Here is a 24986-nt window from a genome sequence, read left to right on the forward strand (position 1 = left end):
AGATAAAGATAAATTATGACAGAAGACGCAACCCAACCACTTATTGGACATCTGGTCGAACTCAGAACAAGACTTTTACGCTGTATCATTTGTATATTACTAGTCTTAGCATGTTTACTTTATTTCTCAAATGATATCTATCATATTGTTGCTAATCCGCTTATCAGTCAATTACCTAAAGGTAGCAGTATGATTGCGACCGATATTGCGGCTCCTTTTTTTACACCAATTAAACTGACGGCTGTTGTTGCAATATTTATTTCTATTCCTTATCTTTTATATCAAGTTTGGGGATTTATTGCTCCGGCACTATATCAACATGAAAAACGGCTGATTATGCCATTAATTGTTTCTAGTACGGTACTTTTTTATATTGGTATTGCATTTGCGTATTTTGCTGTATTTCCTTTGGCATTTTATTTCTTTATTCATACTGCACCAGTTGATGTCGCGATAAATACTGATATCACAAAATATCTTGATTTTGTCATGACACTATTTATTGTATTTGGTTTTGCATTTGAAGTCCCTGTGGCGATTATTTTGCTTTGTTGGACTGGCGTTACTACTCCTAAAAACTTACGTAAAAAAAGACCTTATATTATTGTCGGTGTGTTTGCTGTAGCGATGTTTGTAACCCCACCGGATGTATTTTCTCAAATTTTATTAGCTGTACCTATCTGTTTATTATTTGAAATAGGGACATTTTTTGCCCGTTTTTATCAACCTAGAAAAAAAATCCAACCAGACGATGAATCTGTTGGGGATTAATAATAAATTGATAAGTGATTTACTGAATAACAAGTAAAGGATATATGACCATAATGAAAACTTCACTTCCTGAGTTTACTCAAGCAAATGTTCTGGTTGTTGGCGATATAATGTTAGATCGCTATTGGTATGGAGGTACTAACCGTATATCACCAGAAGCACCAGTGCCAATTGTTAAAGTTGATGCTCTAGAAGAACGCGCTGGCGGTGCAGCCAATGTAGCTATGAATATAACCTCTTTGGGCGGTAGCGCAAGATTAATTGGTTTTACCGGTATTGATGAGCCAGCCAAAGTACTTGATGAACAACTGACTAAACGTAATGTCCATTGTGATTTTGTATCAGTCTCAACTCATCCAACAATTACCAAATTAAGAGTTTTATCTAGAAATCAACAACTCATTAGAATTGATTTTGAAGAGGGTTTTAATAGTGTTGATCATACACCTATTTTAGAACGTATTGAAAGTGCGCTTTCAACCTCTAAAGTATTAGTGTTATCTGATTATGCTAAAGGAGCCTTAACCGCTGTACAAGCAATGATTAAACAAGCTCAGAAAGGAAATGTACCAATATTGGTTGATCCGAAAGGTACTGATTTTGAGCGTTATCGTGGTGCAACATTATTGACGCCAAATATGTCTGAATTTGAAGCGGTTGTCGGTGTTTGTAAAACAGACCAAGAGATTATCGAAAAGGGCTATCAACTAATTAAACAGTACGATCTCAAAGCTTTACTTGTCACTCGCAGCGAAAAAGGGATGACGTTATTACAGTTAGATAAGCCTGTTTATCATCTACCTACGCAAGCCAAAGAAGTATTTGATGTTACTGGCGCCGGTGATACGGTGATAGCGACCTTAGCTGCTTCATTAGCCGCAGGGCAATCTCTTGAAGAAAGCTGTTTTTTAGCTAATGCAGCTGCAGGTGTTGTGGTTGGCAAGTTAGGGACATCTACGGTATCTCAAGTTGAATTAAGTAACGCTATTCGAGCTCGTACTGATGATGGTTTCGGCGTGATGACTGAAGAGACATTAAAAGAAGAAATTCGCAAAGCTCGGTTGCGCGGTGAAAAAATTGTCATGACTAATGGCTGTTTTGATATTTTACATGCAGGGCATGTCTCTTATCTTGCTAATGCCCGTAAACTTGGCGATCGTTTGGTTGTGGCGGTAAATAGCGATGCTTCGGTAAAACAGCTTAAAGGATCATCACGCCCAATCAATCCATTAATGCAAAGAATGATTGTTTTAGGTGCGCTTGATTCTGTTGATTGGGTAGTTCCTTTTGAGGAAGAGACGCCACAACGATTAATTGCCAGTATCTTACCTGATGTATTAGTAAAAGGTGGTGATTATAAACCTGAAGATATCGCAGGTGGAAAAGAAGTTATCGAGGCCGGGGGAATAGTTAAAGTCCTCAATTTTGAAGATGGTTGTTCCACAACTAACATCATTGATAAAATTAAACAACAATAAATAATATCTGGTAATAATTGGCTACTTATTTAAGTAGCCAATTATTTAAGTAGATGATTACTCTTATTTAATTTTTTCCATTATTTTTATCTTTGTTTTATTTCAATTAAGATATATTTTAGTATCAATAAAGATCACATATTTAATGACTAATAACGAATAAAATAATGAAACTAAAAATTACAGTGTTGTTAATGATATTGATGAGTGTCGCTTGTCATCGAGTACCTGTTCAAAAATATCTATATGAAGCAAATCTCCATGATCCAGAACTGATATTCACCACTGAAACTTATTATCCTACCTATTTTTCTTTAAACATTTATGATGGTAAAACTAGCAACTGCGCTAATTTTCAAAGTCTTGGCTATGTATTCCCACATAAAATTGTACCATTTAATATTTATCCTAAATACGTTCCCTCAATTGAAACTAAATCTCCAGCCAATAAACTTGTTACGGTTATTGGCAAATCACGAGATGATAAAGTTTCTTGTACCACAAAATATCACCAATTTACCGCTGAATTGGGTAAAACATATAATATTTTATATAAACTTGAAGACAGAAAATGTTATCTTGAGATTACTGAAAAAATGAGTTCTAAACCTGTCAATTTTCAGGCATTGAATAAATGTGGGGAATAGTCATATCAGTAGCAATATTATTATGTTAATGAATAAAATTATTCTCCGAAACTAATCAATAGTTAATAACTATCGTTAAATTTCATAATTAATACTTTTTTTATTGTCGGCTTTATGCAAAGCTATTAACCATCAATTGCTAATTTGTTTTAAGGATTTTTTATATGACTAAACACTATGACTATATTGCTATCGGTGGTGGTAGTGGTGGTATTGCCTCTATTAACCGAGCTGCATCGTATGGTAAAAAGTGTGCCATTATTGAGGCTAAATTATTGGGTGGTACTTGTGTAAATGTTGGTTGTGTTCCTAAAAAGATTATGTGGTATGGTGCACAAATTGCCGAAGCAATTAACCATTATGGCCCTGATTATGGTTTTGATACCACTATTAACCATTTTGATTGGGATAAACTCATTACAAGCCGAACGGCTTATATTGATCGCGTTCATCAATCTTATGATCGAGTTTTACACAATAATAAGGTCGATGTGATCCATGGCTATGGAAAATTTGTTGATGCAAAAACGATTGAAGTTAATGGCGAACACTATAGTGCCGATCACATACTCATTGCTGTAGGTGGAAAGCCAACGATTCCCAATATTCCTGGTGCGCAATATGGAATAACTTCCGATGGATTCTTTGAATTAAAAGCACTCCCTAAACGAGTAGCAGTTGTTGGAGCTGGTTATATAGCTTGTGAAATTGCCAGCGTGTTACATTCACTTGGCGCTGAAACACATCAATTTGTTCGCCAAGGTACCCCATTACGAGCTTTTGATCCGCTAATCGTAGAAACACTTATGGAAGTGATAACCAATGATGGCCAGCATCTGCATACCTTTGCCATTCCATCTTCTGTTAGCAAAAATAGTGACCAATCATTAACGTTAACATTAGAAAATGGTGAGAGTTATACTGTTGATTGCTTAATATGGGCAATCGGTCGTGAACCAGCAACCAAAGAAATGAATTTATCTGCGGCAGGTATTAAGGTTGATAGCAATGGATTTATAGTTGTTGATGAATATCAAAACACCAATGTACCGGGAATTTATTCGGTTGGCGATGATACCGGTGCGGCGGCATTAACTCCAGTTGCCGTGGCTGCCGGCCGGCGTTTATCGGAACGACTATTTAACAATAAACCAAATGAACATCTAGATTATTCTAATATTCCAACGGTAGTGTTTACTCACCCACCGATTGGTACGGTTGGTTTAAGTGAACCGCAAGCTATATTGCAATATGGTCCAGAAAACGTCAAAGTTTATAAATCTACTTTTACTGCCATGTATACCGCAGTCACTTCGCATCGACAACCTTGTCGAATGAAATTAGTCTGTGTTGGTGAACAAGAAAAAATAGTTGGTATTCATGGTATTGGTTATGGTATGGACGAAATCTTACAAGGCTTTGCTGTAGCATTGAAAATGGGAGCAACCAAAAAAGACTTTGATAATACCGTTGCAATTCATCCAACAGCAGCGGAAGAATTTGTTACAATGCGTTAATATTTATCATTTATCTTACTTTTTACCGAAAACAGGGCGATGGCCCTGTTTTTTTATTGATAGACTTTAATGATCTGATTTATTTTGCCAGCCATTTTGGGCTAATGAAGTAAAGCCAACAACAACAGCTAGCAAAGCGACAGCTGAAATATAAATACCTGCACCAAGATAACTAAATTCGCCTAATAAGTGATCTGGACTTAACAAATAAATAGTTAACGTTGGGGTAATTGCACTAAATAGTGCGTAGGCTAAATTATAAGAAAACGATAATCCTGAATAACGAATTGCCGGTGGAAACGTTCTAGTGCCGATAATTGGAGTCATGGCGATCGATCCAATAAATAGACCAAATAGTGCCCAAATCGTATAAAGTTTTGTTAATGACATATCTGGCGCTAATGAACTGTAAAAATAGATACTTACTACAGCTAATCCGCCCCAAGTCAGGATTACTGTTTTAGCTGTACCTAATTTATCATCTAACCAGCCAGAAATAACACAACCAATAGATAAGGTTAAAGCAGCAATACAACCACCAATACGCCAATCAAGATTAGCAAAATGGTACATACCACCAACAATACGACCCGGGGTAATTAAAATACCAACCATAATAGCGGTTGATAATGACCAAGTTAATAAAGCGACAATCAAACATGCTGTTTTATGTTTTTTTAATACAGTAACCACAGGTATACTTTTTTCTAACGCTTTACGTGCAGCTAACTCTTTAAAAATTGGCGTTTCAGATAAAAATTTGCGTAAATATACTGAAATAACCCCAAAAATACCACCAATAATAAAAGGAATACGCCATGCATAATCCAAAATATTTTGGTTAGTAAAATAGAGATCAATAATAATTGTGACGAAAAAGCCAAGTAAGATACCACCAGTAATGCCTGATGTTAGAGTGCCGACACCTAAACCATAACGTTGTTTTGGGGTATGCTCTGCAATAAATACCCATGCGCCAGGCATTTCACCGCCGATAGCAGCGCCTTGTAGCATTCGCATCAATAACAATAATAATGGCGCTACAATACCAATTGTTTCATAAGTAGGCAAAATACCAATGATAAAAGTAGGTAAAGCCATCATCGCCACACTTAAGGTAAACATTCTTTTACGACCAACTTTATCACCAAAGTGCGCCATAATAATGCCACCAACAGGGCGAACTAAGTAGCCTGCTGCAAAAATTCCCCAAGCAAATAAATCTAACGTTAACGGCGATAATGTATGGGGTAAAAATAACGGTTTGACAATAGTATCAATATAGAGAGCATAGATAACAAAGTCATAAAATTCAAGTGTCCCCCCTAAAGAGGATAATATCAATGTTTTTAAATCTTTACTGTTCAATGGACGTGCCACTGGTTGCCATTCAGTATTAATCTCGGATTGATTCATGAAAAAACCTTATTGTTATAGTTAAATAGATATAGCCAATTAAGAAAATGATTGTATTTTGACTAAATCTTAATAGTGAATGGTCATTCTGCCATAAAAAATAGACTTTTTTTTAATCATAAAAAAATTTAATCAATGACAATGATATGTCTGTTTGATTTATAATCAGTATAAAAAATGATATTAAATGAAAATTCTATTCAATTATCACGTATAATATTTTTGAAACATAAGGATGAAATAATAATGACAAAACGATGCAGTTGGGTGACAAATGACCCGTTATATATTGATTATCATGATAAGGAATGGGGGAATCCACAATATGATAGTCTAAAACTATTTGAAAAAATCTGTCTTGAAGGCCAGCAAGCAGGATTATCGTGGATTACTGTTCTAAAAAAACGAGATGAATATCGTCGATGCTTTTTCAATTTTGAACCGCAAAAAATTATCCAATTAACGGCGGCAGATATAGAATCATTACTTGAAAATGAAGGATTAATTCGTAACCGACTAAAACTTAATAGCATTGTAAAAAATGCTCATGCTTACTTAGCTATGCAAAGTAATAATGAGGATTTTTCTCAATTTATTTGGTCCTTTGTTAATGGTAAACCTATAATTAACCACTTTAATGATATAAGTGAAGTTCCAGTTAGCACCGAAATATCAGATAGAATGTCAAAAGCACTAAAAAAGAGAGGTTTTTCTTTTGTTGGAACAACGATCTGTTATGCATTTATGCAATCAATGGGATTAGTTGACGACCATTTTGAAAATTGTTTTAAAAAATGAGAGGTATTATATGATAATCATTAAATTAATTAGATGGTTACTGATATTAATACTATTTTATTTTGTTATTTGTAATATTATTATTTTTATTTATGCTCACCAAAAACCAGCAGCTAATGCTGATACTCTGGTGGTATTAGGTTCACAAGTTGTTGGCACACCAGCACAAGCTCCTTTAACGTTACAAATTCGCTTGAATACTGCATTTAATTATTTGCAAGATAATCCCAATACAAAAGTAATTGTATGCGGAGGGCGGGGGAGTGATGAATCAGCGACTGAAGCGAGTGTGATGGCTGATTACTTAATCAAAAAAGGTATCGAATCTTCTAGGGTCTATTTAGAAGATAGATCAAGACGAACGGCACAGCAATTTGTCTATGCTAATCAAGTTTTACCATTGGGCAAGACAGTTGTGGTGACTAATGATTTCCATATTTTACGTTCAATCATGTTAGCTAAACGATCTAATATTGATAATATTTCAGGTTTGTCAGCGCCATTAAGTTATAGCAATTTTGATAAATATATCGCCATGATAAGAGAACCATTAGCTTTACTTAACTCATGGCTATTTGATCATCCATTAGATTATGTTGAAACTAAAAATGATAATTAATCGGTTTCATTGCTTTAGACTATTTCACTTTACAGATTTTTAATGGTTGTCGTGGTATGATTAACCATTGCTATTTAAATTAAAATTGATAAATATGAATACAGATACAATTGTTGCACAAGCGACACCTCCAGGTCGTGGCGGTGTTGGAATATTGCGTGTTTCGGGCCCTAAAGCGCAAGATGTTGCTAAAGCCGTTTTAGGTATTTTACCTAAGCCTCGCTATGCGCATTATTTACCTTTTTTAGCATCGGATGGTACAACCTTAGATGAAGGTATTGCTTTATTCTTTCCTAATCCACACTCATTTACGGGTGAAGATGTGCTTGAACTACAAGGGCATGGTGGTCCAGTTATTTTAGATCTACTGTTAAAACGCATTTTAGATATTCCTAGTGTGCGGATTGCAAGGCCGGGCGAATTTTCAGAGCGAGCTTTCTTAAATGATAAATTGGATCTAGCTCAGGCCGAAGCGATTGCAGACTTAATAGATGCCAGCTCTGAGCAAGCAGCAAAATCAGCCTTATCTTCTTTACAAGGGGTATTTTCTAAAAAAATTAATACACTGGTTGAAGCATTAATTCATCTACGTATTTTTACTGAAGCAGCTATTGATTTTCCAGAGGAAGAGATAGACTTTTTATCTGACGGGAAAATAGCGGCAGAACTTGAGCAAGTCATACAACGATTAAACGAAGTCCGTCAAGAAGCTAAACAAGGTTCATTATTACGTGAAGGTATGAAAGTCGTCATAGCGGGTAGACCTAACGCTGGTAAATCAAGTTTACTTAATGCATTAGCTGGACGAGATGCCGCTATCGTAACGGATATAGCTGGAACAACGCGCGATGTTTTACGTGAACATATCCATATTGATGGAATGCCTTTACATATAATCGATACTGCCGGCTTACGTGAAGCTAGCGATGAAGTTGAACGTATTGGTATTGAGCGAGCATGGCAAGAGATTGATCAAGCCGATCGAGTGTTATTTATGGTCGACAGTACAACAACTAATGAGACAAATCCTGAAAAACTCTGGCCAGAATTTATTGAACGTTTACCGAAAAACATGCCTGTCACAGTTATTCGCAACAAAGCTGATTTAACTGGTGAACCATTGGGTTATAGTGAACAAAATGGCTATTGTCTTATTCAATTATCAGCAAGAACCGGTGAAGGTATTACATTATTACGTGATCATCTCAAACAAGTTATGGGCTTTACTAGTAGCACCGAAGGTGGTTTTTTGGCTCGTCGCCGACATCTACAAGCACTTGAGAAAGCAGCAGAGCATTTAAATAATGGTCAATATCAACTTACCACCTTCCATGCTGGCGAACTATTGGCGGAAGAACTAAGATTAGCTCAAGAAGCGCTAAGTGAAATTACAGGTGAATTTACTTCTGATGATTTATTAGGACGAATATTCAGTTCATTCTGTATTGGCAAATAAGTTTTATCTACAGATAACTAAACATTTCAAACAGATTTTTCTATTTCAAAACCCATATAATTTTTTAAGTTATATGGGTTTATTTTTCAGAGTTGTAAAAATTGTATTTTTATAAAAGTTTTAATTAAAAAATAGGGATAGATGCGAAAAGATTTATCCCTAATTTAAAATGATAAACAACCTATGCTAACTTATTTATTCTTGCCGGCATTATTGGGTACTAAAATTAAAATTGAAACAAAACATAACAGACAAAAGCCAACATTAATCCACAGTCCAATTGCCGCCGCTGTGGCGACACTTTGACCGCTGGCAATAACTGCAGCATAGGTTGAGGCTGAAATAGCGACACCAAATGCACCACCTAATGAGCTTGCCATTTTATATATTCCTGATGCAACACCAACTTTATCTTCCGGAGCACTAGCTATTGCGGTATCAATTGATGGTGTAGCATAAAAACCTAAGCCAAGACCCAATAAAATATAGCCGGCTAACACCGAAATAATATAAAACATGTTGGGTAAGAAAGTCAGTGTCATCAAGGCAATACCCGTACCGGTAATTAACGGCCCGAGTAACATTGGTTTTTTCGCTCCGACTTTTTGTAAGATTTTTTCACCAACTCGAATCATACATAAAACTGAAACTAAATAACCAATGGTCAATAATCCATTTTCGAAAGGAGTAAAGCCTCTTCCTTGTTGGGTATAAGTACTGGCAACAATTAATGTACCGGCAACAGAATTGAGCAGAAAGTTAGATAAGGTAGCGCCACGATAAGGGACATTCTTAAACAGTGAAAAATCTATAAATGCGCCATTCGCTTTGCGATTTTCAATAACAAAAAATAAAATCAGAAAAACCAAACAGATCATAGCGAGTGATAATGTCGTTACACTAGTCCAACCAAAAGTAGATCCTTTGGTGATGACAAGGTTTAACGTAACTAAAGTGATCACAAAAACGAATAGCCCAACATAATCAAATTTGGGCAAACTTGATGGATCGTCAATTTTAGTTTCTGGTGTCCCTTTCAATAACAGCATACCCAACACAGCACAGCTGATTGAGATAATAAAAATCCATTGCCAACCTAAATAAGTGGCTATTGCTCCACCGGCCAGCACGCAAGTACCTGAACCGCCCCAAGATCCTATCGACCAAAAGCTTAAGGCACGCTGACGATCTTTACCTTGATAATAGGTTTTCACTAACGCCAACGTCGATGGCATAATACAGGCAGCAGATAAACCTTGGATAATACGACCAGTAATAAACAGCACTTCACCTTGTGCTAAAATCAAACAAAGACAACCAATAATACTTAAAATAAAACCTAAATAGGTAAAACGAACTCGGCCAAAGCGATCAGCGAGTCCGCCAGCAACGACAATAAAACAACCTGAAAACAGCGCGGTTAAACTGACGGCTAAATTGAACGATGCAGTAGTAATACCGATACTATGTTGAACAGCCGGCCCAACATTGACGATAGACTGAGCAAAAAGCCAAAAAGTAATCACCCCTAATACAATACCTAAAGTTAATCGGTTATAACCTTTAAACTGCTTTGCTGGAGAATTTTTTGAATTTGACATATTTATTTTTGACATAGCTGCACATTAATCCTTATATGTTTAAATAGCTTTCAGTTAATGCCACCCAATATGATGCAGCGGTAACAATACATTTATCATTAAAATCATAACCAGGATTATGCACACTACAAAAACCCGGTTCATCGCCATTACCTATAATCATATAGCAGCCATTAGGATTACTTTCTAACATAAAAGCAAAATCTTCACTGCCCATAAAAGGATGACAATTATCATGCACGCGATCTTCACCGACTAATTTTTGGGCGACTTCTAATGCAAATTTGGTTGCATTTGCACCATTATGTAAAACCGGACTACCATTGACATGCTCAATTTCTACTGAGGCGCCAAAACTTTCAGCTTGTGAAGTGGCAACCTCGCTAATACGCTTAAGTAGTAACGCTCGGGTATCATTATCTAATGCTCTAACGGTTAGCTTCATTAGTGCATCACTGTTCACCACATTCGGCGCTTCACCTGATTGAATACAACCAATCGTGATAACGGCTTGCTCAAATGGTGATACATTACGAGAAACAATACTTTGCAAGGCTGTGCCGATATAACAAGCAACAAGCGTGGCATCAATTCCTCGTTCAGGCATGGCACCGTGAGCACCTTTGCCTTTAATCTTGATATGAATGGTATCGGATGAAGCCATAAGTGCGCCGGCTTTGAAATAGAAATGACCTTCTTTAAAACCTGGCATGTTGTGGATACCGAAAATAACATCACAAGGAAATTGTTTGAATAAACCGTCATCAACCATTACTTTACCACCATATAACAACTCTTCAGCTGGTTGAAAAATGACATGTAAAGTGCCATCAAAGTGACGGGTTTCGGCAAGATATTTAGCTGCGCACAGTAAAATAGTGGTATGACCATCATGGCCACAACCATGGAATTTGCCATGGGTTTGGCTGCTCCATGGTTTTCCTGATGCTTCAATAATAGGTAGCGCATCCATGTCGGCTCTAATACCAATTTTTTTATCACTAGTGCCATTTTTTAAAACACCAACCACACCGGTTTTAGCTAAACCACGATGTACTTCATAGCCCCATTCAGCCAATTTACTTGCCACTAAATCGCTGGTTTTATGTTCTTCAAAACCTAATTCAGGATGTTGATGAATTTGATGGCGGATATCAATAAACTCTTGCTCTGTTTTTCTAATCGTTTCCATAATATGCTGCATTTTAGGCTCCTAATTAACCTGAATATCGTTATGAAAAAAATAAAAAGAAGGGAACTACACATCTAAACTATGATTAACACTATGATTAAATTTAAAACCTGCAAACAACTTAATCAGTAAAACAGCTTAGATGAATAAATATACAATAACCGCTATTCTTGTGAATGTCGATGATTTCTATACGGTAATATTTGAAAATTGTTATAACGAAGTTGCATTGAGGTAATAGTCTGATCGAAAAAATGACTTGGCACATTATTCATTAACCAAACTTTATTATCGGCTAAATAAAACTCAATACCTTATGATACATAGTTAAAGAACTTCTCTTAAGACAACTGGTTTTCCATGACGTAAACCAACGGTTATAGCTGTTTTTCTATTATGGATCTCAAATATCAATTAAACGGTATACACTTCTCAATTATTTTTACAAAAAATATAGATCAAAATAAATTCTTAGCTTAATCTCATTGAGCATATTAAAAATTTGGTTAATTTATTTTTCCAAGTAGGCTTGGTTTTAGTTTGTTTTGGCGTAATATAAAGATTAAATTTTAATTCATTAATGGCAATAGCTAGCAAATTTGTTTTATTTAAAGAATAATCTGATTTTTCTATCGGTTGCCATTGATAGTTTATCGGTAAATTATTAAATAACCAAAAGGGGTTAATGATGAAATTAATAGTCGATAATATGAGTTGTCAGCATTGTGTTAAAACCATTACTAAAGCAATTAATGATATTGATCCTAAAGCGAAAGTTACTGTTGATTTAGCTAAGCATGAAGTTGATATTGATGGTGGTACTATCTCGCAAGAAGCGGCAATTGCAGCAATTGATGAAGCTGGTTTTCAATACGTTGGTATTGCTTATTAACAGTATTTAGCGTTATTAAATTTTAGGCGATTATCTCATCGCCTAAATCTTCGAGAGTACTTTTATCAAATCATCGATTAACAGTTTTTGTTTACTTCTACCACCATTGATAAAAATGGTGAGTAGGCCCAATTCCCTTACCAATTTTTAAACTATCTGCATGCTCAATAGCTCCTTGTAGGTAGTTTTTAGCATATTTTATTGCATCTTCTAAATGATGTTTCGGTAACAAGGCTGCAATTGCTGCAGAGAGGGTACAACCTGTACCATGGGTATTTCTTGTTGCGATCCTAGGTGATGTCATTCTGATGATGTTGTTGTGAGTGATTAAATAATCAGGGCTTTCTTGACTTGGCAAATGTCCACCTTTCATTAATACTGCCTGACAACCTAATTTAAGTAATTCATACCCTTGTTGTTGCATTTGCTCTTCGTTTTTTGCCTCACTACAATCAAGTAATGCAGCCGCTTCAGGTAGATTAGGGGTGATGACTGTGGCTAATGGTAATAATAGATCTCGAATAGCAGAAACGGCATCAGCTTTTAACAATGGATGTCCGCCTTTAGCAATCATTACGGTATCAAGCACAATATTGGCAATAGGATTAGCGTTTAATAGCTGATGAACTGTAGTAACAATCTCTTTATTCATTAGCATGCCAATTTTAACACTATCAATGTGGATATCTTGATACAGTGTATTAAACTGTGCTTCAATAAATTCAGCGGGAATGGCATGTACACCATTAACGCCTTGCGTACTTTGTGCGGTTAATGCTGTGATCACTGACATACCATAAGCACCAAGTGCTGAAAATGCTTTTAAGTCAGCTTGAATACCTGCGCCACCACTAGGGTCACTGCCTGCTATTGTTAATGCAACTGTTGTCATGATTTGGTTTCCTATTTTGCCAGTTTTATTTTACTGATTAGGTCTGATGTCGCTTTGGCAAGATTAGCTTGTCCGCATACTGCCGACACAACGGCAATACCTTCAATGCCAGTTTGGATTACTTCGGTTAAATTATTCACGCCGATACCACCGATCGCCACGGCAGGGCATTGTTTCGCTTTAACCAGTTCTTTCAATTGAGTAATGCCTGTCGCAGCTGCGGCATCCTTTTTGGTTGTGGTTGGATAGATAGGCCCTATACCAAGATAATCGACTAAATGCCAAGGAACATTCTCTAGTTGTGATTGATTTGAAACTGAAAGTCCTAACCATTTGTCTGTGCCAATTAGGTGTCGAGTAACGTCGACTGGTAGATCGCTTTGTCCTATATGAACGCCATCGGCATCAATGGCTAAAGCAATATCAACATGGTCATTGATAAATAGCGGAACTTGGGTGCGACTTAACACTTCTTTGAGCGCTTGTGCGGCGTCATACCAATTTTTACCAGAGTATTTTTGTTCTGAACGTAGTTGCACTGCAGTAACGCCATTTTCAACGGCAATTTTGGTGGTAGCGACCATGCCATCTATACCGCCACATAATAACGGATCGAGGACTAAATAGAGAGTTAAATCAAGTTGCTTTTTCATCAAACATCCTTATTTTTAGTTTTGATTGAATCGTGAAAGATGATCAATAACAGCAATGGCGAAACTACCTAACCCTTGCTGTTTATTAGCGAGCTGTCCTGCTTTTTTCATCATAAAACAAGCTGTTGCGGTAGCGGTTAAACGATCACTAGTGGTTGCAATAAATGCTGCTACCATTGCAGATAACGAACAGCCGGTGCCGGTTACTTTAGTTAAAGCGATATCGCCACCGACAATGCTATAAATTTGTTCACCATCTGTGACATAATCTATCTCACCTGTTATTGCGACAATGGTTTGATATTTTTGTGCTAATAGTATTGCTGCATTTAATGCAGAATCGGTAGAATCAAGTCCATCAGGCCCTTTCGATGATGATTGTTGACCACTCAATGCGAGAATTTCAGAGGCATTTCCTCGAATAACACTCGGTCTAAAAGTTAACAGTTGTTTGGCAATTTCAGTGCGGTATTTAAGTGCCGCACCAATCGCTACAGGATCTAGTACCCATGGTGTCTGTGTTTGTTCAGCTTTTGCTGCAGCTAACAACATACTATTTGCGCTCTGCTCATCAATGGTACCAATATTAATTAATAAACTACTGGCAATAGTTACAAAGTCCTCAACTTCTTGTTTAGCAACGACCATTGCTGGCGAAGCACCAATGGCTAATAAGACATTGGCGGTAAAATTCTGTACAACATCATTGGTAATGCAATGGACTAATGGTCGTTGTTGTTTAACTTGTTCAATAAAGGGAATGGCATCATTGTTTTGAAATAACTGAATGGTAGACATATTCTTTCCTTATTTATTATTAATATTAAGGGAAGAATGTGTCAAAACGGATAATTAAGACGAAGACTTCCCTACGCTGGTATGAGCCAGATCAGGTTCAACGGGTAAAATCTCAGTTTTTTGTAGTAACAAAAAACACCCCGAGTCAAAAAACAATTAATAAAAACAGTTTAATTATCTACTGAGTTTATATTTTATACAAGCTATTGTAATAATCTTTCGATATCGCTAATAGATCGTCTATCTGGTAAGAAAATGATTAAGTGATCACCATCTTCGATCATTAAATCGGTATTAACAATAATCACATCTTCACCACGCACCACAGCACCAATAGTTGCCCCTGAAGGCAATTTTAGACTGTTAATATTTTTACCTACTAGTTTAGAGTTTTCAGTATCACCCTTAACGATCACTTCGACAATTTCTGATTCACCTTGCCGTAGTGAGACAACTTTTACCACGCCATTTTGTCTTACATGACTGAGTAATTCTGAAATAGTGGCATGTTGTGGTGAAATGGCAATATCAATTACGCTATCGTTTATTAACTCTAAATAAGCTTGTCGTTGAATAAGTACGATGACTTTTTTGGCTCCCATCCTTTTGGCAAGCATTGACGACATAATATTTGATTCATCATCACTCGTCACTGCCACAAACAGATCGGTAAGTTCGACTTGTTCTTGCGATAATAGCTCTTGATCTGATGATTCACCATGTAATACGGTAGTATTAACTAACTGCTCGGCAATTAATTCTGCTTTTTCGGCATTACGTTCAATCAATTTCACTTGATAATCGTTTTCTAATCGCTTAGCTAAAGCAACAGCAATGCCACCACCACCACTAATGAGTATTCGTTTATAAGGTTTTTCTAACCGTTGTAATTCACTGGTTACCGCTTTGATGTTAAGCGGTGGGGTAATAAAGTAAACCATATCCCCAGCTTCAATCAAAGTTGAACCAATCGGACGAATAAAACGATTTTTACGATAAATCGCCACCACCCGAGCTTCGACATGAGGTAAATGTTCTTTTAGCTCTGATAATTCACTACCCACCAATGCACCACCATAGTAAGCTGTAACGGCAACTAAGCAGACTCGATTATCATAAAATGAGGCAAATTGTAGTGCGCCAGGATATTGCACTAGCTGGCTGATATGATTGGTGATTAGATTTTCTGGGGCTATAATATGATCGATATTAATACAATCTTTATTAAAAAATGAGTATCTTTCATCATTATATTCTGGCGCTCGAATACGTGCGACTTTTTGAGGAATATTGAACATCACATGCCCAATCTGGCAAGCCATCATATTGACCTCATCAGAATTGGTAACAGCGACTAACATGTCGGCAGATTCTGCACCAGCACTTTCTAATACTTGTGGATAAGATGATTTTCCACAAATAACTTGTAAATCAAAACGTTCTTGCAATGATTGCAACTTGTCATGATCTTCATCAACAACAGTCACATCGTTCTGTTTTTCGGTAACCAGATATTCGGCAAGAGCACTACCTGTTTGACCTGCACCAAGAATGATAATTTTCATAACTAACCTATGATAATCAAAAAGGCTTCAATGGCATTTTTCGTTAACAAAAACGATAGTGCGTTTAGTCATTAAAGCCAATTGATATTGTTTAGCGTTAATTGCAATCTAGTTTTACGGTTAATTATACAAAACCGATTGCGTCATAAACTTTTTTCAACGTTGGCTCTGCTTTTGCTCGAGCTTTTTGTGCACCTTCTTGCATAATTGTCAGAAGATAATTTTCATCATCACGATACTGATGATATTTTGCTTGTAAACCAGTTAACATATCAATAACTTGATTTGCGACCTCAGTTTTTAGATGGCCATACATTTTACCTTCGAATTCTTTCTCCAGTTCAGCGATAGGTTTACCCGTAATACCGGTTAATATATCTAACAGATTTGATACCCCCGTTTTATTTTTTAAATCATAACGTACGACTGGTGGTTCATCAGAATCGGTCATTGCCCGTTTAATTTTCTTCTCGACATCTTTTGGGTTTTCAAGTAAACCAATAACATTATTGCGATTTTCATCTGATTTAGACATTTTTTTGCTAGGGTCTTGTAATGACATAACCCGAGCACCAACTTTAGCAATAAATGGTTCAGGAACAGTGAAGATATCGCCATAAAGGGCATTAAAACGCATAGCAATATCGCGAGAAAGTTCAAGATGTTGTTTTTGGTCATCACCAACGGGAACTAAATTAGCTTGATATAACAAAATATCGGCAGCCATTAACACTGGATAATCAAAAAGCCCGGCATTTATATTTTCTGAATGACGAGAAGATTTATCTTTAAATTGTGTCATACGGCTCAATTCACCAAAATAGGTATAACAGTTTAATGCCCAACCTAATTCAGCATGTGCAGGCACATGGGATTGCACAAAAATAGTACTTTTTTGTGGATCAATACCACAGGCTAGATAAAGTGCTAATGTATCAAGTGTTGCTTTACGTAACTTATTAGGATCTTGGCGTACCGTGATCGCATGTTGATTGACGATACAATAAACGCAATCATATTCATTTTGCAAAGACACCCAATTCTTTAAAGCACCTAAATAGTTGCCTAATGTTAGTTCTCCTGATGGCTGAGCGCCACTAAATACAATTGGTTTACTCATAATTTATTCCTAATTTAAACTTATTATTTTTTTGCATCAGCTTTTGGCTGAGGTAATAGGGTTAATATATCTTGAAAATCATCAAATAAAAAATCGGGTTCACTTGTTGCAATTGATTCGCCATAATTATAACCATAACTTAACGCAACAGTAGGGCAATTAGCATTTTTGGCTGCGCTAATATCATTTTTCGAATCACCAACAAATAATAACTGATCATTGTATAATCCAAATGTCGCCATGACTTGATAAAGCGGAGCAGGGTGTGGTTTTAATTTAATTACATCACCACCGCCGAGTACTAATGAAAAATACTCTTTGATACCTAATGAGCTTAGTAATCCCGGTAAAAATTGTGCCGGTTTATTAGTTACAAGTGCTAAAGGGTAATGATTTTCATAAAGAGTTTTTAAGGTCTGTTTTACATGAGGAAACAGTGTTGTCTGTTCATCCATAACCTTATCATAATGCTGACTAAATATTTGTTTAGCTTCAGCAAAATATTCGTTTGACGGATTAATATCAATGGCTTTGAAAACGCGTTCAAGCATCACATCAATACCATTACCTACCCAGTTTTTAACTTGTTCATTGGTAACTGTTGGTAAATTTAAATCTGCCAACATTTTCTGGGTTGCTAAAGCAAGTCCAGGTACGCTATCTACTAATGTTCCATCTAAATCAAAAGCAATAGCTTGAATATCATCTAATTTAGCCATGTTTTACTCCTGCTAACTCTTTACGCATTGCATCAATTACCGTTTTATAGTTAGGTTGACCAAATATGGCTGAGCCAGCAACAAACATATCGGCTCCTGCCTTGGCAATTTCAGCTATATTATCTACTTTTACACCGCCATCAATTTCTAGGCGAATATTTCTACCAGAATCAATAATGCGTTGTTTAACTTGCCGCAATTTTTTAAGCGTTGCTGGGATGAATGATTGACCACCAAAACCTGGGTTAACACCCATCAATAAAATAATATCAACTTTATCCATCACATAGTCTAAATGGTCAAGTGGTGTTGCTGGATTAAGCACAATACCGGCACTGCAATCATGATCTTTAATTAATTGTAATGAACGATCTAGATGAATTGTCGCTTCTGGATGAATAGATATGTTTGTTGCTCCAGCTTTGGCAAAAGAGGTAATTAGCTCTTCAACTGGAGAAACCATTAGATGGACATCAATTGGTGCACTAATTCCATAGTCTCGCAGTGCCTTACAAAACATACTACCCATTGTTAAATTGGGAACAAAATGATTATCCATCACATCGAAATGGACAACATCCGCTCCTGCATCTAATACTTTTTGGGTATCTTCACCAAGACGAGCGAAATCGGCGGATAGTATTGATGGTGCAATAATAAATTCATTCATAACATACCTCTACTCATAAACACCTTATACTTAAAAATAGCTTAAGATTTTTGGTATAAGGCCAATATTTCATCAATTTTTTTGCGTCCTTCGCCAGCGCAACTAATTGAACGCCGCATTTCTGCTCGGTAAAGATGGCGCGCTTTACTATATAACGTTCTGGTATAGTGAGTATCATGATTTGATACCAGCACTGGAATCTCTTTTTTATAGGCAATTTGCTCAGCTAATTGTGACAACCTTTGATGTTCGTCAAACCCAAAATTATTAGAATAGTAGGCGGTAAAACCTGCTGTTTCATTAGGCGATAGATAAGGTGGATCACAATAAATAACGGAGTTACGTTTCGCCATTTTCATCGCTTTATGATAAGGCGTACAGACAAACTCAGCATTTTGCGCTTTTTTGGCAAAGAAATAGAGTTCCCTTTCCGGGAAATAAATAGTCTTGTAACGGCCAAATGGAACATTAAATAAACCACTATTATTATAACGACATAAGCCGTTGTAACAGTGACGATTTAAATAGACAAATAAAAGCGATCGTAAATATTGATCTTTACTATAATTAAACACATCACGTAGTTGATAAAATGCTTCAGCTTGGTTATTTTGATCATTAAATAGTAATTTAAGATCATTAATAAACAGCTCCGGATTGGATTGTAATAGCTTAAATAGTGCAATTAGATCATGATTGATATCAGCTAAAATATAACTTTTGAAGTTAGTATTTAAAAAAACGGAACCAGCACCTACAAAGGGCTCAATGAGTTGTTCACCTTCCGGTAGATACTGTTTTATAGTGTCTACAAGCTCATATTTTCCTCCAGCCCACTTTAAAAAGGCTCGTCGCTTCTTCAACGGAAACTCCTATTTTGTCATTGGTAGGATATATGAACAATATCCCTTACTATTTTGCCGATTTTTCTTTATTAATAGTTGCGCCAGATTTAACCCAAGGTTTATCTTTTTTTAGTGCATCTGGTAAAGACTTGATTGCTTTTCTGGCTTCATCAGCAGAATTATATGTACCATTAACTAAAATAAACCATTTGACATTATTTCGTTTAGTTTCATAAATTTGGTAATTGGTTATATTATGTTTTTTTACCAATTTTTTTAAACCTTCAAGCGAGGTTGAAGCACTCAGTTGAATTGAAAACTGATTACTCTTTATTTTGTCAATTTTAGTCGGTTTAGTATTTACTTTAGAACCACTAGTTGATTCAGTATCAGGTTTATTGACTTTAGATTCAACTTGGTTCGGCGAGTTTAGTCTATTATTATCCACATTATTATGCGATGAATTATTACCCTGATGAGTATTATGGTCAACTTGTGACTCAGGTTTACTCTCTGGTGAACTCTGAGTGTTTGCATCACTACCGTTACTACCAGTTAATTCGCTACTATTTTGTTGTTCATTAACATTGGTAATTGGTGCTGGCGCCATAGGCGATGGTACCGTATCAGATGCTTGACCTTGAGCTGTAGCCGTTGCAACGTCATTGGATTGTGTTGTTATGGTTGGCTCAGGTTCTTGCGTTGAAACACCGCTAACTTCAGGAGGAGTTAGTTGTGTAGGTGTTTTTGGTTTTGACGAACGAAATAACATTGTACTAACTAATAAGACAATAATAACGACGGTTAACCCCATAATTATCAATTTCTTTTTCGAATAATGCTGAAAAAAATTGGTAATATTAAATGAGGGCGTAGACGGCTTATTGGATTGTTCTGGTATATAACGATCATCTTTATCTACACGCATATTAACTCCTTAACCTATTAACAGGTTTAATGCCTTATAACCAACCATGGTTTATCGATCAATGATTTAAATTTGTTCTATTTTATCAATGATATATCCAGCAACACCTTTAGCACTTTGCTCATCGGTTTTAATTGTGATGTCAGCAATTTCTTCATAAAGAGGATCTCGTTCCTGAGCTAACTCTTCATAAAGTTCGCGAGGGGTATTGCCACCTTGTAATAAAGGACGACGTTTATCTTTTTGTGTTCTTGCCATTTGTTTTTCAATTGTTGTTTCTAAATAAACGACAATACCGCGTGCTGATAAACGATTACGCGTCTCTTTCGATAGTACTGAACCACCACCGGTAGCAAGTACTACACCTTGTTTTTCAGTCAATTCATTAATGACTTTCTCTTCTCTGGCTCGGAATCCGTCTTCACCTTCTAAGTCAAAGATCCATGCAATATCAGCACCTGTACGTTTTTCGATCTCTTGATCAGAGTCAAAAAATTCCATGCCTAACTGCTGTGCAATTTGTCGGCCTATTGTGCTTTTTCCTGCCCCCATTGGGCCAATTAGAAAGATATTTCGCTTTTCTGCCATTGTAGTTTCATCATCTATTAATTTTGGTTAAAATTTACAACACAATATCAATTTGCTATGATTTTTATCATCATTTTATCTTTGAATTGTGTAACTTTCTTGGATCTCCGTCTAACGACAAAAATTTAGGTCGGTAATTATCTCAATAGATAGCCCTATTTTGCAACAGGTATTTATTAATCAGTTAACTTATCCCCGCTTGATGTAGGTCATGAATATTAAGTGCTCCAACTAATTCACCTTGATTATTGACTACTGGCGCAGCTGTAATATTATGATCATTAAATGTTTTTAAGGCTTCGACCGCTTTCCAATTTTCCGGTATTTGATGTCCTGGACTGGTCATTACTTCAATAATATTGTCTTGTAGTGTACCATGTTTTAATAGTAATCGACGCAAATCCCCATCAGTAAAAACGCCAACAATTTTATTATCATCTTGGCATATTGCCACTAACCCTACACCGGTTCGACTTAATTCTAACATCGCATCGAGTACCGTTGCTGATTGTGAAACTTTAGGAATTAAATCTCCTTTTCGCATAATATCTTTTACGTGATTTAACAATTTAGCTCCTAGACTACCAGCAGGATGTGAACGAGCAAAATCTTCTTCTTTAAAACCACGAGCTCGCATAACGGCAATAGCCAATGCATCACCCATTAATAATGTATTAGTTGAACTTGATGTTGGTGCTAGTCCCATTGGGCAAGCTTCTTTTTCAATTGAAATGTCTAATACTGCTTGTGCTGCTGTCGCAAGTGGCGAATCAAGTCCACCAGTAATAGCGATAACCGGAATATTCATGGCTGCAAGGATTGGTAATATAAATTGAAACTCCTTTGCTCGACCAGAATAAGAGATCAAAATTACTACATCGTTTTCGGTTACCATGCCTAAATCACCGTGTAGCGCTTCAGAGGGATGCATAAAAAAAGCTGGACTACCTGTACTAGCTAATGAAGCGGCGATTTTTTTTCCAATATGTCCTGATTTACCAATACCTGACACGACAACTTTTCCCTTGGTGGACAAGATGAATTGACAAGCCTTAATAAAGTCTTTACCAAGTCGGGCGGGTAACTTTTGTGCTTCGTGAAGTTCAAGTTCAAGAAGTTCTCGACCATATTGTAACAATTTATCCATGTTTAATTGCCTATTGAATTAAATTTACACAAAAATTAAATCTATAATCAATTTTATGATTATATTTAATCAGATTATGCTAGATAGTCTAACAATTAACTATTGAATATTCAAAAAGCTTTTAGAATTAAAAAACAAAATAAGTGAAAGAATATTTAAGAAAGTTATTTTTAATAGCAAAAAAATTGCTGAATGGCGTTTTTAAACGGTTAATACTGTGTTTTAAAGACTTAACTTCCTAATAATATTTACAAAATTTAACAATTAAATCATTAAATGTAGTTGCATAGATTTTTTTCAAGCACTATACTCTATAGATGATTTTAACCGCAATATTCGGTGATAATTTAGTCAGTCAAGCTGAAATAAAGTGAAATAAAACAGTGTATTACTTGACAAGGGATGTCAAAATGTGTTATAATTTACAACACCAAACACCAAACACCAAACCTGCCCAACTTTTAATTTAAATTCGCCTCGTTTTAGCCAACGAAGTTTGGTTTTTTCGTGTAGTTTATTTTTTCAGCAATCCCTTAAATTGTTATCAAGATTGTTTTTATCTTGGTCGATTTTTTTAACTTTACTGCCTATTATCTTTCTACCATTTTCATTTAATAGTCAAGCGCTGACCGCTTATACTACAAATGTTATTCACGGTAATGGCCCTTATTTAACTTTTGATGGTGGTCAAACACGCGCGATAGACTTAGACGAGCTGATGAAGATATCCTTCTCTGATGGTACGACATTAACACCGGAAAGTAATAACTCAAATTCATCACATGCTATTTTACTGCCAGTTGCCGGTCAGAGCTTTGCCGATATTGATATGTTAGTGCCAACTAATGTTAATGCCATACCATTGAGTACCCTTATCGGTACGCCTTATAACTATTGGAATGATGATGATGGCGATGATGATTTTACCGTCACAGGGCAGTTGCATTTATCTATCCTTGATAAATATGACCGTCCGGTCACTCGTGACAATGTGCCGACCGTTTGTAAGGCACCTTATCGAGTGATATTAAGAACTGATGATGTTATCTTATCCACTCGTTATGGTATTCCTAAAAGTACTCATTTTACAGCAAGTAATGTGACTTATTATATTAAACCACAGCCAACAGCGGATATTTGCTCTGCCAGACCTCTGTTAGAATATAACGGCGAACGTGCTGGTCCTTTTTCTATGTGGGACCCAGGTTTGGGTTTTCTTGTTCAGTCATCCGAACCGTCATCTTATGGTTTGAATTTTCCTACTACTGGCGCAGATGGTTTATATTTTGATTTAGTGTTAGGTAGTATTGATACGCAATTAACTTGGGATCCTGTTTCTCCTAAGGGCGATATTAAAGCGACTATGACCTATTTAAATAGCTCAGACCCTAGTCTTGTCCGAGTCACCTTAAATGGTCCCGTGGCTACACCGCAGCAATGGCGTGTAGATAATCCGGGTTGGGCCGGTGAGAAGATAATTGCTCCATCATTGCCTCAGACATTTGAGTTGGTGGGTAAAGGTAAAGATAGTCACAATAATGATATCGTGTTGAAGTATGGTTTTGTGTTAAAGCAGTGGTTTGTCAACCGAGGTAATAAATCAGCGGTAGCTTCCATACAGGGATCATGGTGTCTTAATCTAGGTCTAGGTTTAGGTTATCGCCTTGCACACCTTAGAGAATTAACTAACGCAAGGTGTTCTAGCTCGAAAGATTACTGCCCTAAAAATGATTATCCATCAAATGGTACTGGTTATTCACGACGAATTGGTGCTGGACTCGTTGCTGAGTGGGGTTCTCTGGACCGATACTCTAATGCTAATTTCATATATGCTAAACCCTATTGGTCAAGTGAACCGGTTCCAACTGATGCGGAAGGCAAAGAGACGAGCGAAAGCACCACCCAGTACGCCGCGACCGTTAGTACTGGTACAATCAGTCGTCTTAGTAAGATATATCCCTATGTTGGTGCAATTTGCGCCGTAGGGGATAAGATAATAATTAAAGATGAATAAATTTATTAGCGCCTTAAAAAGGCGCTAATTGACGTGGCTGATAAAAATACGACACAACTTAATTATTTGCACCTGCATTTTTTTCAACGTGGGGGGAAATGAGTTATTATGCTGGTGCTAACTTGTTTGGTCGTAGTAACTGGAACGATGAAACTTCAAACGACAGTTATGATCACTATATTGACTCGAAATTTGAAAATATCTATCAAACTTCAAGCAATAATAAACTACCAGCGGTTTGCGTTTCATCTTAGTCTTTAAGCTGAGAGTGAAGGACAAAATGACATAGCTAGCTCAGCAACTATAGAATAGTAGACTTATCGAATTGTAGATGAAGTGGTAGGGCGGTGTTTTTTTATAGGGTTAACACTGTGTTTAAAGACTTAACGCTCTAATAATATTTACAAAATTTAACAATTAAACCTTTAAATACAGTTGCGTAGATTTTTTTCAAGCACTATACTTTATAGATTATTTTAACCGCAATATTCGGTGGTTATTTAGTCAGTCAAGCTAAAAAAAGTGAAATAAAACATAGTATTACTTGACAAAGGATGTCAAAATGTGTTATAATGTAAAACACCAAACACCAAACACCAAACCTGCCCAACGTTTAATTTAAATTCGTCTCGTTTTAGCCAACGAAGTTTAGTTTTTTCG

The 24986-nt window shown here is 36.3% G+C and carries 24 protein-coding genes and 1 riboswitch; of the genes, 10 read left to right on the forward strand and 14 right to left on the reverse strand.

Features of this window, described 5'->3' with window-relative positions:
* Positions 1-15 precede the first annotated feature (15 nt).
* From tatC to gorA, 4 genes are all read left to right on the forward strand, one after another.
* A complete protein-coding gene (gene tatC, locus H3T56_RS05635) occupies positions 16-771 on the forward strand; it encodes a twin-arginine translocase subunit TatC (RefSeq protein WP_034901296.1) in 756 nt (251 codons plus the stop codon).
* A gap of 53 nt (positions 772-824) precedes the next feature.
* A complete protein-coding gene (gene hldE / locus H3T56_RS05640; RefSeq protein WP_198192230.1) occupies positions 825-2249 on the forward strand; it encodes a bifunctional D-glycero-beta-D-manno-heptose-7-phosphate kinase/D-glycero-beta-D-manno-heptose 1-phosphate adenylyltransferase HldE in 1425 nt (474 codons plus the stop codon).
* 167 nt (positions 2250-2416) lie between these two features.
* Entirely contained in the window at positions 2417-2896 is a 480-nt protein-coding gene (locus tag H3T56_RS05645) for a hypothetical protein (RefSeq protein WP_034901300.1), read from the forward strand.
* A gap of 164 nt (positions 2897-3060) precedes the next feature.
* Positions 3061-4413 carry a glutathione-disulfide reductase gene (gene gorA, locus H3T56_RS05650; RefSeq protein ID WP_086356710.1) on the forward strand — a complete coding sequence of 451 codons (1353 nt, stop codon included), beginning with the start codon at positions 3061-3063 and terminating at the stop codon, positions 4411-4413.
* Between the two features lie 66 nt (positions 4414-4479).
* Here the strand turns inward: gorA and H3T56_RS05655 are convergent, their stop codons facing one another.
* A complete protein-coding gene (locus H3T56_RS05655) occupies positions 4480-5829 on the reverse strand; it encodes an MFS transporter (RefSeq protein WP_086356709.1) in 1350 nt (449 codons plus the stop codon).
* Between the two features lie 246 nt (positions 5830-6075).
* Between H3T56_RS05655 and H3T56_RS05660 the strand changes: the two genes are divergently transcribed.
* From H3T56_RS05660 to mnmE, 3 genes are all read left to right on the forward strand, one after another.
* Positions 6076-6627, forward strand: a complete 552-nt coding sequence (locus H3T56_RS05660) for a DNA-3-methyladenine glycosylase I (RefSeq protein ID WP_034901305.1) — start codon at positions 6076-6078, stop codon at positions 6625-6627.
* A gap of 10 nt (positions 6628-6637) precedes the next feature.
* Positions 6638-7246: a YdcF family protein gene (locus tag H3T56_RS05665; protein WP_065577523.1), complete on the forward strand. Its 609-nt coding sequence runs from the start codon at positions 6638-6640 to the stop codon at positions 7244-7246.
* A gap of 94 nt (positions 7247-7340) precedes the next feature.
* Complete coding sequence (gene mnmE, locus H3T56_RS05670) at positions 7341-8702, forward strand: tRNA uridine-5-carboxymethylaminomethyl(34) synthesis GTPase MnmE (protein WP_034901307.1); 1362 nt, start codon at positions 7341-7343, stop codon at positions 8700-8702.
* A 191-nt stretch (positions 8703-8893) separates the two neighbouring features.
* Here the strand turns inward: mnmE and H3T56_RS05675 are convergent, their stop codons facing one another.
* Positions 8894-10318 (reverse strand): MFS transporter, encoded by a 1425-nt coding sequence (locus tag H3T56_RS05675; protein WP_086356708.1) that lies wholly within the window; start codon positions 10316-10318, stop codon positions 8894-8896.
* Positions 10319-10334: 16 nt separating this feature from the next.
* Positions 10335-11507: a M20 aminoacylase family protein gene (locus tag H3T56_RS05680; RefSeq protein WP_198192231.1), complete on the reverse strand. Its 1173-nt coding sequence runs from the start codon at positions 11505-11507 to the stop codon at positions 10335-10337.
* A gap of 673 nt (positions 11508-12180) precedes the next feature.
* On the opposite strand from H3T56_RS05680, the gene H3T56_RS05685 reads away from it, so the two are divergent.
* Positions 12181-12387: a heavy-metal-associated domain-containing protein gene (locus H3T56_RS05685; RefSeq protein ID WP_034901311.1), complete on the forward strand. Its 207-nt coding sequence runs from the start codon at positions 12181-12183 to the stop codon at positions 12385-12387.
* A 97-nt stretch (positions 12388-12484) separates the two neighbouring features.
* On the opposite strand, the gene thiD is transcribed toward H3T56_RS05685, so the two are convergent.
* The 11 genes from thiD to gutQ form a co-directional block, all read right to left on the reverse strand.
* The gene (gene thiD, locus H3T56_RS05690; protein ID WP_086356706.1) at positions 12485-13279 is read right to left on the reverse strand and encodes a bifunctional hydroxymethylpyrimidine kinase/phosphomethylpyrimidine kinase; all 795 of its coding nucleotides are present in this window, start codon (positions 13277-13279) and stop codon (positions 12485-12487) included.
* A gap of 11 nt (positions 13280-13290) precedes the next feature.
* A complete protein-coding gene (gene thiE / locus H3T56_RS05695) occupies positions 13291-13932 on the reverse strand; it encodes a thiamine phosphate synthase (RefSeq protein ID WP_086356705.1) in 642 nt (213 codons plus the stop codon).
* A gap of 15 nt (positions 13933-13947) precedes the next feature.
* Entirely contained in the window at positions 13948-14721 is a 774-nt protein-coding gene (gene thiM / locus H3T56_RS05700; RefSeq protein WP_370545512.1) for a hydroxyethylthiazole kinase, read from the reverse strand.
* A 60-nt stretch (positions 14722-14781) separates the two neighbouring features.
* Positions 14782-14883: riboswitch (TPP riboswitch) on the reverse strand.
* A 50-nt stretch (positions 14884-14933) separates the two neighbouring features.
* Complete coding sequence (trkA, locus tag H3T56_RS05705; RefSeq protein WP_086356703.1) at positions 14934-16295, reverse strand: Trk system potassium transporter TrkA; 1362 nt, start codon at positions 16293-16295, stop codon at positions 14934-14936.
* A gap of 124 nt (positions 16296-16419) precedes the next feature.
* Positions 16420-17415 carry a tryptophan--tRNA ligase gene (trpS, locus tag H3T56_RS05710; protein ID WP_065577517.1) on the reverse strand — a complete coding sequence of 332 codons (996 nt, stop codon included), beginning with the start codon at positions 17413-17415 and terminating at the stop codon, positions 16420-16422.
* Between the two features lie 23 nt (positions 17416-17438).
* Positions 17439-18134, reverse strand: coding sequence for a phosphoglycolate phosphatase (locus tag H3T56_RS05715; protein WP_198192232.1), 696 nt, complete (start codon positions 18132-18134; stop codon positions 17439-17441).
* Positions 18127-18804 carry a ribulose-phosphate 3-epimerase gene (rpe, locus tag H3T56_RS05720; RefSeq protein ID WP_086356701.1) on the reverse strand — a complete coding sequence of 226 codons (678 nt, stop codon included), beginning with the start codon at positions 18802-18804 and terminating at the stop codon, positions 18127-18129. The genes H3T56_RS05715 and rpe overlap by 8 nt, the downstream gene beginning before the upstream one ends.
* Before the next feature lie 41 nt (positions 18805-18845).
* Positions 18846-19667, reverse strand: coding sequence for a Dam family site-specific DNA-(adenine-N6)-methyltransferase (locus H3T56_RS05725; RefSeq protein WP_034901325.1), 822 nt, complete (start codon positions 19665-19667; stop codon positions 18846-18848).
* 49 nt (positions 19668-19716) lie between these two features.
* Positions 19717-20577: an SPOR domain-containing protein gene (locus H3T56_RS05730; RefSeq protein ID WP_086353862.1), complete on the reverse strand. Its 861-nt coding sequence runs from the start codon at positions 20575-20577 to the stop codon at positions 19717-19719.
* A gap of 66 nt (positions 20578-20643) precedes the next feature.
* Positions 20644-21165: a shikimate kinase AroK gene (gene aroK, locus H3T56_RS05735; RefSeq protein WP_034901329.1), complete on the reverse strand. Its 522-nt coding sequence runs from the start codon at positions 21163-21165 to the stop codon at positions 20644-20646.
* A gap of 184 nt (positions 21166-21349) precedes the next feature.
* Positions 21350-22312 carry an arabinose-5-phosphate isomerase GutQ gene (gutQ, locus tag H3T56_RS05740; RefSeq protein ID WP_065614018.1) on the reverse strand — a complete coding sequence of 321 codons (963 nt, stop codon included), beginning with the start codon at positions 22310-22312 and terminating at the stop codon, positions 21350-21352.
* Between the two features lie 538 nt (positions 22313-22850).
* Here gutQ and H3T56_RS05745 point away from each other — a divergent pair.
* Complete coding sequence (locus H3T56_RS05745; RefSeq protein WP_198192233.1) at positions 22851-24326, forward strand: hypothetical protein; 1476 nt, start codon at positions 22851-22853, stop codon at positions 24324-24326.
* Positions 24327-24424: 98 nt separating this feature from the next.
* Complete coding sequence (locus tag H3T56_RS05750) at positions 24425-24580, forward strand: hypothetical protein (protein WP_165601575.1); 156 nt, start codon at positions 24425-24427, stop codon at positions 24578-24580.
* The last annotated feature ends 406 nt before the right edge of the window (positions 24581-24986 follow it).

This window comes from Gilliamella sp. W8123 (assembly GCF_016101085.1).
Classification (GTDB): domain Bacteria; phylum Pseudomonadota; class Gammaproteobacteria; order Enterobacterales; family Orbaceae; genus Gilliamella; species Gilliamella apis.

Coding starts and splice junctions, on each gene's coding strand:
- tatC (WP_034901296.1), top strand. CDS start 16: ATGACAGAAGACGCAACCCAACCACTTATTGGACATCTGGTCGAACTC.
- hldE (WP_198192230.1), top strand. CDS start 825: ATGAAAACTTCACTTCCTGAGTTTACTCAAGCAAATGTTCTGGTTGTT.
- H3T56_RS05645 (WP_034901300.1), top strand. CDS start 2,417: ATGAAACTAAAAATTACAGTGTTGTTAATGATATTGATGAGTGTCGCT.
- gorA (WP_086356710.1), top strand. CDS start 3,061: ATGACTAAACACTATGACTATATTGCTATCGGTGGTGGTAGTGGTGGT.
- H3T56_RS05655 (WP_086356709.1), bottom strand. CDS start 5,829: ATGAATCAATCCGAGATTAATACTGAATGGCAACCAGTGGCACGTCCA.
- H3T56_RS05660 (WP_034901305.1), top strand. CDS start 6,076: ATGACAAAACGATGCAGTTGGGTGACAAATGACCCGTTATATATTGAT.
- H3T56_RS05665 (WP_065577523.1), top strand. CDS start 6,638: ATGATAATCATTAAATTAATTAGATGGTTACTGATATTAATACTATTT.
- mnmE (WP_034901307.1), top strand. CDS start 7,341: ATGAATACAGATACAATTGTTGCACAAGCGACACCTCCAGGTCGTGGC.
- H3T56_RS05675 (WP_086356708.1), bottom strand. CDS start 10,318: ATGTCAAAAATAAATATGTCAAATTCAAAAAATTCTCCAGCAAAGCAG.
- H3T56_RS05680 (WP_198192231.1), bottom strand. CDS start 11,507: ATGCAGCATATTATGGAAACGATTAGAAAAACAGAGCAAGAGTTTATT.
- H3T56_RS05685 (WP_034901311.1), top strand. CDS start 12,181: ATGATGAAATTAATAGTCGATAATATGAGTTGTCAGCATTGTGTTAAA.
- thiD (WP_086356706.1), bottom strand. CDS start 13,279: ATGACAACAGTTGCATTAACAATAGCAGGCAGTGACCCTAGTGGTGGC.
- thiE (WP_086356705.1), bottom strand. CDS start 13,932: ATGAAAAAGCAACTTGATTTAACTCTCTATTTAGTCCTCGATCCGTTA.
- trkA (WP_086356703.1), bottom strand. CDS start 16,295: ATGAAAATTATCATTCTTGGTGCAGGTCAAACAGGTAGTGCTCTTGCC.
- trpS (WP_065577517.1), bottom strand. CDS start 17,415: ATGAGTAAACCAATTGTATTTAGTGGCGCTCAGCCATCAGGAGAACTA.
- H3T56_RS05715 (WP_198192232.1), bottom strand. CDS start 18,134: ATGGCTAAATTAGATGATATTCAAGCTATTGCTTTTGATTTAGATGGA.
- rpe (WP_086356701.1), bottom strand. CDS start 18,804: ATGAATGAATTTATTATTGCACCATCAATACTATCCGCCGATTTCGCT.
- H3T56_RS05730 (WP_086353862.1), bottom strand. CDS start 20,577: ATGCGTGTAGATAAAGATGATCGTTATATACCAGAACAATCCAATAAG.
- aroK (WP_034901329.1), bottom strand. CDS start 21,165: ATGGCAGAAAAGCGAAATATCTTTCTAATTGGCCCAATGGGGGCAGGA.
- gutQ (WP_065614018.1), bottom strand. CDS start 22,312: ATGGATAAATTGTTACAATATGGTCGAGAACTTCTTGAACTTGAACTT.
- H3T56_RS05750 (WP_165601575.1), top strand. CDS start 24,425: ATGAGTTATTATGCTGGTGCTAACTTGTTTGGTCGTAGTAACTGGAAC.